Origin of the sequence: Streptomyces sp. NPDC002785 (assembly GCF_040295565.1) — a bacterium.
Lineage (GTDB): Bacteria > Actinomycetota > Actinomycetes > Streptomycetales > Streptomycetaceae > Streptomyces.
The window spans coordinates 1-9,145 of record NZ_JBEOVN010000253.1 but is presented as its reverse complement, the minus strand read 5'-3'; the positions used below and the strand labels follow the sequence as shown (position 1 = coordinate 9,145).

General features: G+C 68.2%; 10 protein-coding genes. 3 read left to right on the top strand and 7 right to left on the bottom strand.

All coding sequences use genetic code 11. The features are described 5' to 3' along the window. The coding region (locus ABTZ94_RS33955) for an IS200/IS605 family accessory protein TnpB-related protein (RefSeq protein ID WP_351206723.1) at positions 1-1,390 on the top strand (1,390 nt) is incomplete at its 5' end. Between the two features lie 13 nt (positions 1,391-1,403). Then, positions 1,404-1,634, top strand: coding sequence for a hypothetical protein (locus tag ABTZ94_RS33950; RefSeq protein WP_351206721.1), 231 nt, complete (start codon positions 1,404-1,406; stop codon positions 1,632-1,634). Positions 1,635-1,734: 100 nt separating this feature from the next. Here ABTZ94_RS33950 and ABTZ94_RS33945 read toward each other — a convergent pair whose 3' ends face one another. The 7 genes from ABTZ94_RS33945 to ABTZ94_RS33915 form a co-directional block, all read right to left on the bottom strand. Next, complete coding sequence (locus ABTZ94_RS33945; RefSeq protein ID WP_351206719.1) at positions 1,735-2,403, bottom strand: potassium-transporting ATPase subunit C; 669 nt, start codon at positions 2,401-2,403, stop codon at positions 1,735-1,737. A 6-nt stretch (positions 2,404-2,409) separates the two neighbouring features. After that, positions 2,410-4,536: a potassium-transporting ATPase subunit KdpB gene (gene kdpB / locus ABTZ94_RS33940; RefSeq protein WP_351206717.1), complete on the bottom strand. Its 2,127-nt coding sequence runs from the start codon at positions 4,534-4,536 to the stop codon at positions 2,410-2,412. After that, on the bottom strand, positions 4,533-6,197 hold the full coding sequence (kdpA, locus tag ABTZ94_RS33935) for a potassium-transporting ATPase subunit KdpA (protein ID WP_351206715.1): 1,665 nt from the start codon (positions 6,195-6,197) through the stop codon (positions 4,533-4,535). The genes kdpB and kdpA overlap by 4 nt, the downstream gene beginning before the upstream one ends. Positions 6,198-6,204: 7 nt before the next feature. Next, positions 6,205-6,294, bottom strand: coding sequence for a K(+)-transporting ATPase subunit F (kdpF, locus tag ABTZ94_RS33930; protein WP_078075662.1), 90 nt, complete (start codon positions 6,292-6,294; stop codon positions 6,205-6,207). A 347-nt stretch (positions 6,295-6,641) separates the two neighbouring features. After that, positions 6,642-7,415, bottom strand: a complete 774-nt coding sequence (locus ABTZ94_RS33925; protein ID WP_351206712.1) for a DUF3710 domain-containing protein — start codon at positions 7,413-7,415, stop codon at positions 6,642-6,644. Position 7,416: 1 nt separating this feature from the next. Continuing rightward, the gene (gene dut / locus ABTZ94_RS33920; RefSeq protein WP_351206710.1) at positions 7,417-7,950 is read right to left on the bottom strand and encodes a dUTP diphosphatase; all 534 of its coding nucleotides are present in this window, start codon (positions 7,948-7,950) and stop codon (positions 7,417-7,419) included. Further along, complete coding sequence (locus tag ABTZ94_RS33915) at positions 7,950-8,534, bottom strand: PaaI family thioesterase (RefSeq protein WP_351206708.1); 585 nt, start codon at positions 8,532-8,534, stop codon at positions 7,950-7,952. Before ABTZ94_RS33915 ends, dut begins: the two co-directional genes overlap by 1 nt. A gap of 58 nt (positions 8,535-8,592) precedes the next feature. On the opposite strand from ABTZ94_RS33915, the gene ABTZ94_RS33910 reads away from it, so the two are divergent. Beyond that, positions 8,593-9,048, top strand: a complete 456-nt coding sequence (locus tag ABTZ94_RS33910; RefSeq protein ID WP_351206706.1) for a DUF3093 domain-containing protein — start codon at positions 8,593-8,595, stop codon at positions 9,046-9,048. The last annotated feature ends 97 nt before the right edge of the window (positions 9,049-9,145 follow it).

The window sequence follows — 9,145 nt, the reverse complement described above, 5'->3', positions numbered from 1 at the left end:
GATCGCGGGTGCGATCACCAAGGCCACGCACGATCAATGGGCGCTCGCACGCCGTGGCCAGGCAGCACACATCCGGAATCTGGCAGCCGGGATCAGGACGCTGCGGCACCGCCTGTCCCTCCCGATCGGTGAGCGAGGAACGAAGCACGCTGCGGGCGGCTACCGCTCCCGGGGTGAGTGGTTCCACAAGTCCCGCCGTCTCGCGGTGCTGGAGGCGCGGCATGCAGCCGTTGTCGCCGACTGGCAGGCGGGACGGGTGCGGGTGGTGCGGGGCGGTAAACGGCTCCTTAACACCCGCCGCCACCTCGCCGACGCCCACCTCACCGAGGAGCAGTGGCGGGAACGCTGGGCGGCGGAGCGCTGGTTCATCGCCGCCGATGGTGAGTCGGGGAAGGGGTTCGGGAACGAGACGATCCGCGTCACTACGGACGGTGAGGTGTCCATCAAGCTGCCTGCTCCGCTCGCGCATCTGGCCAATGCCCGGCACGGCCGGTACATCCTCACCTCCACCGTGGTGTTCGCGCACCGGGGCGCGGAGTGGGCCGATCGCATCGCCGCGAACCGGGCCGTCGCCTACCGCATCCACCTCGATACGGAGCGCTGCCGCTGGTACCTCACCGCGTCCTGGCAACGCCCCGTCGTGCAGACCATCCCGTTGGAGACCGCCCGCGCCCGGGGCATGGTCGGCGTCGACACCAACGCCGACCACTTCGCCGCCTACCGCCTCGACCGGCACGGCAATCCCGTCGGCGACCCGCACCGCTTCGGCTACGACCTCTCCGGCACCACCGCTCACCGCGACGCACAGATCCGCCACGCCCTGATCCGCCTGATCCACTGGGCCAAGCAGGCCGGTGTCGCCGCGATCGGCATCGAGGACCTCGACTTCACCACCGAGAAGACCCGTGAGAAACACGGCCGCAAGAAACGGTTCCGGCAGCTCATCTCCGGCATCCCGACCGGCAAACTCAAGGCCCGGCTGGTCTCCATGGCCGCCGAACAGGGCCTGAGCATTGTCGCGGTCGACCCCGCATATACCTCCTTGTGGGGTGCCCAGCACTGGCAGAAACCGCTGGCCACCCCCAAGCGAAAGATGTCCCGTCACGATGCCGCCGGTATCGCGATCGGACGACGCGCCCTCGGACACCCGATCCGGCGAAGGACGGCACCGCCCCCACACGACCGGAGCGATCGTGCGGGGCATCGGACCGCCCAGCCCCCACCAGGCACCCGAGGACGTGACGGAAACCGCCCACCCGCAACGGACCGGCTCCCCGGAGGGCCGTCACCGAACGGGACGCGAAAGCGGGGACCGAGTGCATCCAAAACCGCTCGGGATGCGCCCAGAACGCAGCAGTGGGTCCAGGACTCACTCATGCGCACTGGTTAGGAACGGTTCCCTGATGCTGCACGCCCTGCGACGCACGGTGGGTGACGATGCGTTCTTCAGGACACTCAAGAGCTGGACCCGCGACCACGCGTACGGCAATGCCTCCTTCCGGCAGTTCGAGGCGCTGGCGGCGAAGGTCTCGGGCAAGGACCTCAAGGGCTTCTTCGGAGCGTGGGTCGACGGAACGGTCATCCCGACGGAGAAGTACCTCTACCCCGGCAGCCTGGGCACGCCGGCCGGCTAGACCGGCGTGCCACGGGGCAGGCTCCCCGTCCGTCAACGGCCTGAGGCCGGCCATCGCGGCCGGCCTCAGTGCTTCCTCAAGTCCTCAAGACCTCAAATCCTCAAGTCCCGTTCACAAGCTGCTTGAGGGCGATGTTGAGCTGGAGGACGTTGACCCTCGGCTCTCCCACGAAGCCGAGGATCCGGCCGTCGGTGTGCTGGTCGACGAGCTTCTCGACCTGGGCGACGCCGAGGTGGTTGCGCTCGGCGACGCGGCGTACCTGGAGTTGTGCGTACGCAGGGGAGATGGCGGGGTCGAGGCCGGAGCCCGAGGAGGTGACGGCGTCGGCCGGCACGTCTGCGGGACTCACGGGGTGGCCGGGGACGGAGTTGTCCTTGATGACGGCGGCCTTGGCGGCGGTGACCCAGTCGATGAGTTCCTTGTTGTCGCCGGAGCGGTTGGTCGCGCCGGAGAGGATCAGTTTGTACTGGGTGTTGACGCTGTTGTTGCCCAGGCCGTTGGACGGGCGCGGCTGGAACCACTTGAGGTCCGGAGCCGAGGTTTCCTGTCCCTTCTTCAGCGGCAGGTCGTAGCGCTGGCCGATGAGTTCGGAGCCGACGACCTTGCCGTTCGCGGTGATCTCGGAGCCGTTGGCCTTGTCGGGGAAGATGCCCTGGGCGACACCGGTGACGGCCAGCGGGTAGAGCACGCCGCACACCACGGTGAGGACGAGCAGGGCGCGCAGTCCGGCCCAGAGCAGCCGGGTGGTGTTTCCTACGGAGTTGTTCATGGCAGGTCAGCCGATTCCGGGGATGAGGGAGATGATCAGGTCGATGATCTTGATGCCGATGAACGGGGCGACCAGACCGCCCAGTCCGTAGACCCCGAGGTTGCGCCGGAGCATCGAGTCGGCGCTGCTGGGCCGGTAGCGCACACCCTTCAGGGCGAGCGGCACCAGCGCGAGGATGATCAGCGCGTTGAACACGACCGCCGACAGGATCGCGGACTCGGGCGAGGACAGCTGCATGATGTTCAGCTTGTCCAGGCCCGGGTAGACCACCGCGAACATCGCCGGGATGATCGCGAAATACTTCGCGACGTCGTTGGCTATCGAGAACGTCGTCAGTGCACCACGCGTGATGAGGAGCTGTTTGCCGATCTCGACGATCTCGATCAGCTTGGTCGGGTTGGAGTCCAGGTCCACCATGTTCCCGGCCTCCTTCGCGGCCGAGGTACCGGTGTTCATCGCCACACCGACATCCGCCTGAGCCAGCGCCGGTGCGTCGTTCGTACCGTCACCCGTCATCGCGACGAGCTTGCCGCCGGCCTGCTCCCGCTTGATGAGGGCCATCTTGTCCTCGGGCGTGGCCTCGGCCAGGAAGTCGTCCACGCCGGCTTCCTCGGCGATGGCCTTCGCGGTCAGCGGGTTGTCGCCGGTGATCATGACGGTCCGGATGCCCATCCGGCGCAGCTCGTCGAACCGCTCCCTCATGCCCTCCTTGACGACGTCCTTGAGATGGATGACACCCAGCACACGGGCGCCGTGCTCGTCCTCCAGGGCGACCAGCAGCGGTGTGCCGCCGGCCTGGGAGATCCGGTCGGTGAGTGCCTGCGCGTCCTGCGAGACGCTGCCGCCGCGCTCCTTGACCCAGGCCACGACCGAACCACTCGCGCCCTTGCGGACCTTGCGTCCGTCGACGTCCACACCCGACATGCGGGTCTGGGCGGTGAACGCGACCCACTCGGCGTGCCGCAGCTCGCCCTGGTGGCGCTCGCGCAGCCCGTACTTCTCCTTGGCGAGCACGACGATCGAACGGCCCTCAGGGGTCTCGTCGGCCAGCGAGGACAGCTGAGCGGCGTCCGCCAGCTCGGCCTCGGTCGTGCCCTTGACCGGCACGAACTCGGCGGCCTGCCGGTTGCCCAGCGTGATCGTGCCCGTCTTGTCGAGCAGCAGGGTCGAGACGTCCCCCGCGGCCTCGACGGCCCGGCCCGACATGGCAAGGACGTTGCGCTGCACCAGTCGGTCCATACCGGCGATGCCGATCGCGGAGAGCAGTGCGCCGATGGTCGTCGGGATCAGACAGACCAGCAGGGCGGTCAGCACGATCACCGACTGCTTCTGGCCTGCGTAGATGGCGAAGGGCTGCAGGGTGACGACGGCGAGGAGGAAGACGATGGTAAGGGACGCGAGGAGGATGTTCAGCGCGATCTCGTTGGGTGTCTTCTGCCGGGCGGCGCCCTCGACCAGGGCGATCATCCGGTCGATGAACGTCTCCCCCGGCTTCGTGGTGATCTTGATGACGACCCGGTCGGAGAGCACCTTCGTACCCCCGGTGACAGCACTGCGGTCACCGCCCGACTCCCGGATGACCGGCGCCGACTCGCCCGTGATCGCGGACTCGTCCACACTCGCGACACCCTCGACGACATCCCCGTCACCGGGAATGATGTCACCGGCCTCGCAGACCACCAGATCACCGATGCGCAGCTCGGTTCCCGGCACCCGCTCCTCGTTCCTGCCGATGAGCCGCCGGGCGACGGTGTCGGTCTTGGCCTTGCGCAGCGTGTCGGCCTGCGCCTTGCCGCGCCCCTCGGCGACCGCCTCCGCCAGGTTCGCGAAGATCGTGGTCAGCCAGAGCCAGACCGCGATCGCCCAGCCGAACCAGTCGCCCGGGTTCAGACATGCCAGCACGGTCGTGAACACCGAACCGATCAGCACCACGAACATCACAGGCGACTTGACCATCACCCGGGGATCGAGCTTGCGAACGGCGTCCGGGAAGGACTTGAGCAGCTGCTCAGGGTCGAACAGGCCCCCGCCGACACGTCCTTCGCTCCGGTGATCCGTGGGCGCGTCCTGGTGCGGTGCCCGGGTGGGCGTGACAGTGGACATCGAGTCCTCTTGCTTCGTACGAGTGGTCATGACGCCAGCCCTTCGGCCAGCGGCCCCAGCGCCAGGGCCGGGAAGTAGGTGAGCCCGGTGATGATCAGGATCGTGCCGACCAGCAGCCCACTGAAAAGCGGCTTGTATGTGCGCAGCGTGCCGGCGCTGTCCGGTACGGGGTTCTGCTCGGCGAGCGAGCCGGCCAGCGCCAGGACGAACACCATCGGCAGGAACCGGCCGAGCAGCATCGCGAGACCGATCGTCGTGTTGAACCACTGCGTGTCCGCGTTCAGTCCGGCGAACGCCGAACCGTTGTTGTTCGCACCCGAGGTGTACGCGTACAGAATCTCGGAGAATCCGTGCGCGCCGGTGTTGGTCATCGAGTGGGGCGGGGTGGGCAGGGCCATCGCCACGGCGGTGAAGCACAGCACCAGCGTCGGGGTGATCAGGATGTAGCAGGCCGCGAGCTTGATCTCACGGGTGCCGATCTTCTTCCCCAGATACTCCGGGGTACGGCCGACCATGAGACCCGCGATGAACACCGCGATGATCGCCATGATCAGCATGCCGTAGAGGCCGGAGCCGACACCACCGGGCGCGATCTCGCCGAGTTGCATGCCCAGCATCGTGATCCCGCCGCCGAATCCCGTGTACGAGGAGTGGAAGGAGTTCACCGCACCGGTCGACGTCAGCGTCGTGGCCACCGCGAAGATCGACGAACCGCCGATCCCGAACCGGGTCTCCTTGCCCTCCATCGCCCCGCCCGCGATGTCGAACGCCGGCCCGTGGTGGGCGAACTCCGTCCACATCATCAGCGCGGTGAAGCTCAGCCAGATGACACCCATCGTCGCCAGGATCGCGTAACCCTGCTTCAGCGAACCGACCATCCGGCCGAACGTGCGGGTCAGCGCGAACGGAATCACCAGGATCAGGAAGATCTCGAACAGGTTCGACAGCCCGTTGGGGTTCTCGAACGGGTGGGCCGCATTGGCGTTGAAGTAGCCGCCGCCATTCGTGCCCAGTTCCTTGATGACCTCCTGCGAGGCCACCGCGCCACCGTTCCACTGCTGCGAGCCGCCCATGAACTGCCCGACCTCATGGATGCCGGAGAAGTTCTGGATGGCGCCGCAGGCAACCAGCACCAGCGCGCCGATCACGGCGATCGGCAGCAGGATCCGTACGGTGCCTCGCACCAGGTCGGACCAGAAGTTGCCCAGCTCACCCGTGCGGGAGCGGGCGAAGCCGCGTACCAGCGCCACGGCGACCGCGATACCAACCGATGCCGAGACGAAGTTCTGCACCGCGAGGCCACCGGTCTGGACGACATGGCCCATGGCCTGCTCGCCGTAGTACGACTGCCAGTTGGTGTTCGCGACGAACGACGCCGCCGTGTTGAACGCCTGGTCGGGATCGATCGAGGCGAAGCCGAGCGAGCCGGGCAGACTGCCCTGGAGCCGCTGCAGCAGATACAGGAAGAGGACGCTCACCGCGGAGAAGGCGAGCACCCCACGCAGATACGCGGGCCAGCGCATCTGCGTGTTCGGATCGGCGCCGATGGCCTTGTACATCCACTTCTCGACCCGGAGGTGCTTCGTCGAGGAGTAGACGCCGGCCATGTGGTCGCCGAGCGGACGGTACGCCAGCCCCAGCGCCACAACGAGCGCGAGAACCTGGAGCACACCAGCGAGGACGGGGCTCATATCGGGCTCAGAACCTCTCCGGGTACAGAAGGGCGAGGACGAGATAGCCCAACAGGGCAACGGCCACGACCAGACCGACAATGTTCTCGGCAGTCACAGCTTCGCCACCCCCTTGGCGATGAGAGCCACCAACGCGAATACCGCGATCGTGGTGACGACGAAGGCCACATCGGCCATCGTGTGCTCCTAGATGAGGTACGGAATCTCTGACCTCTTGAGCAAACCTCGCGTCACAGCCGTCCCGGCCTGCGTTGATGGCTTCCTTACGGGATGGAGCGAGCCCTTGACGGCGCACATACGTGCCCCATACGCGCCCCATATGCGCTCCTGTCGTGCGCCTGGAGCCCGCCCCGGGTGCAGAAAAAAGCCGGTGGGCCGTACCCCCTGGAAAAGGGGGTACGGCCCACCGGCCTTCAGCTGTGCCGGGCGGCTGCCCGTATCTGTTCAGCGCACCTCGGTGATCTCGGGTCCGCGCTGGAGCTGACCCATGCCACCGGAGAACTTCGAGCCCTCCTGGTTGTCCTGCTGGACGCCCTCGGGCACCATCTGGGCGTCGTTGGGGAGCTTGAGGACGATCGGGTCGCGCGGCGCCATCGGGCCCTCGCCACGGACGACCACGGTGTCCCGGAAGATCGTCTCCAGGAGCCCCGCGGCCTCCGGCTGCACAGCGCCCTGGCCGGAGATCACTCCGCGCAGGAACCAGCGCGGCCCGTCGACGCCGACGAAGCGCACCAGCTGTACGCCGTTCGCGCCGTCCGGGAGCTGTACGGGGACCTGGGCACGCAGCTCCCAGCCCAGCGGGCCCTCGACCTCGTCGATGATCCCGCCCTGCTGGGTGATGCCGGAGGCGATCTCCTCGCGGACCTCGCCCCAGATGCCCTCCTTCTTGGGGGCGGCGAAGGCCTGCAGCTGGATGGCGCTGTCGCGCAGCACGACGGTCGCGGCGACGATCGCGTCACCGGCCACCTCGACGCGCAGCTCCATGCCCTCGACGCCGGGCACGAAAACGCCGCCCAGGTCGACGCGGCCTTCGCCGGGCTGGGAGACCTCGGTGATGTCCCACGGTCCGTCCGGCCGCGGCGCCGGCGGGAGATTCACCCGACGCGAGCCGCTGTCGGCTCCATCGGCGTCATCGAGCTCGTCGACGACCTGCTCGGCCTCGCGCGCTTCGTCCGCCGCGTCCTCGGCGGAACCACTCTTCTTGCGACGTCCGAACACGTCACTGTCCTTCCCGGTCGGGTACGACCGAAGCGTAGCTGTTCCCGCCCTGGGTAATCCCGCCCCTGACGCCATCAACATCACCGGAAGCATGCCCTCCGGTGGATCCGAACCCTCCCTCGCCGCGGGCCGAGCCGGGTAGCTCCGCCACCTCGTGGAAGCGCACCTTCTCGACCTGCTGGACGACCAGTTGGGCAATCCGGTCGAACCGCTCGAACCGCACGGGCTCGCGCGGGTCGAGATTGATGACGATCACCTTGATCTCTCCACGGTACCCGGCATCAACCGTCCCCGGGGCATTCACAAGAGCGACTCCACAGCGCGCGGCGAGGCCGGACCGCGGGTGCACGAACGCGGCGTATCCGTCGGGCAGCGCGATCGACACCCCGGTGGGCAGCACAGCCCGCTCGCCCGGGGCGAGTTCGGCGGCCTCGGTGGTCACCAGATCGACCCCGGCGTCGCCCGGGTGTCCGTAGGCCGGAATCGGCACGTCCGGGTCGACACGGCGGACAAGTACGTCTACGGGATGACGCATCAGGGGTTCACCTCGAACGCACGGACGCGCTTGGTCTGGTCCGGGTCGGCCATCGCTGCCTGGATCTCGGCCGGGCGGCCGTTCTCGATGAAGTGGTCGACCTTGACCTCGATGAAGAGGGCCTCGGCACGGACCGCCACGGGTCCGTCCGGGCCGCCGATCCGGCCGGTCGCCCGGGAGTAGATCTTCCGGCCGTGCACCGCGGTGATCTCGGCGTCGAGGTGCAGCACGGTATCCACCGGCACCGGACGCACGAAGTCGGTCTCCAGCCGCCCGGTCACCGCGATCACCCGCAGCAGCCAGTTCAGCGAGCCGAGCGTCTCGTCCAGCGCGGTGGCCAGAACGCCACCGTGGGCCAGGCCCGGGGCGCCCTGGTGGGCGGCCTTCACGGTGAACTCGGCAGTGACTCTGACACCCTCGTCGGCCCGCGCCTGGAGGTGCAGCCCGTGCGGCTGTCCGCCGCCGCACCCGAAACAGTGTTCGTAGTGCGCGCCGAGGAGTTCGCCAGGGGCCGGGGCTTCGGGGTGCCGGACCGGTTTCACCGCGTCGGCCGGGGGCTTCAGAGCCGCAGATGTTCCACTCACAGGCGCAGACCTTACCCGCGCGGCCACCCGCAGGTCGCACCGTGCCAAGCTTGGGTTCATGCAGCCTTCCACCCCGCCTTTCGACGAACGACTGACCGCGCCCCGTTCGTGGTGGCTCATCGCCTTCCTGATCGGCATCGCCTGTGCCCTGATGCTGCTGCCGCTCGGCACCCTGCCCCTGCTGGCCGGCCTGGTGGGCGGCACGGCCCTTTCGGCGGTCGCGGTGAGCTCGTACGGTTCCGCCAGGATCCGGGTGGTCGCGGGCACCCTGGTGGCCGGCGAGGCACGGATTCCGGTGACGGCGCTCGGCGAGGCCGAGGTGCTGGACGCCGAGGAGGCACGCGCCTGGCGCTCGTACAAGGCGGACACCCGCGCGTTCATGCTGCTGCGCAGCTACATCCCGACGGCGGTCCGGGTGGAGGTCACCGACCCGCAGGACCCGACTCCGTACGTCTATCTGTCGACCCGCGAGCCGCAGGCCCTGGTCGCAGCGCTCAGCGCGGTGCGGGCCTAGGGGCAATGCCGTTCGGTTAGCCATCTGACGGGCTTGGCAACGTGCTGATCTCGATGTGGACGGTGGTCCTGTGGGTGCGGTGGTCGATGTCGCGGCC

Bases quoted from the DNA above. Each gene is read 5' to 3' on its own strand.
- dut (WP_351206710.1), bottom strand. From the start codon at position 7,950: ATGCGTCATCCCGTAGACGTACTTGTCCGCCGTGTCGACCCGGACGTG.
- kdpA (WP_351206715.1), bottom strand. From the start codon at position 6,197: ATGAGCCCCGTCCTCGCTGGTGTGCTCCAGGTTCTCGCGCTCGTTGTG.
- kdpB (WP_351206717.1), bottom strand. From the start codon at position 4,536: ATGACCACTCGTACGAAGCAAGAGGACTCGATGTCCACTGTCACGCCC.
- ABTZ94_RS33950 (WP_351206721.1), top strand. From the start codon at position 1,404: ATGCTGCACGCCCTGCGACGCACGGTGGGTGACGATGCGTTCTTCAGG.
- ABTZ94_RS33910 (WP_351206706.1), top strand. From the start codon at position 8,593: ATGCAGCCTTCCACCCCGCCTTTCGACGAACGACTGACCGCGCCCCGT.
- ABTZ94_RS33945 (WP_351206719.1), bottom strand. From the start codon at position 2,403: ATGAACAACTCCGTAGGAAACACCACCCGGCTGCTCTGGGCCGGACTG.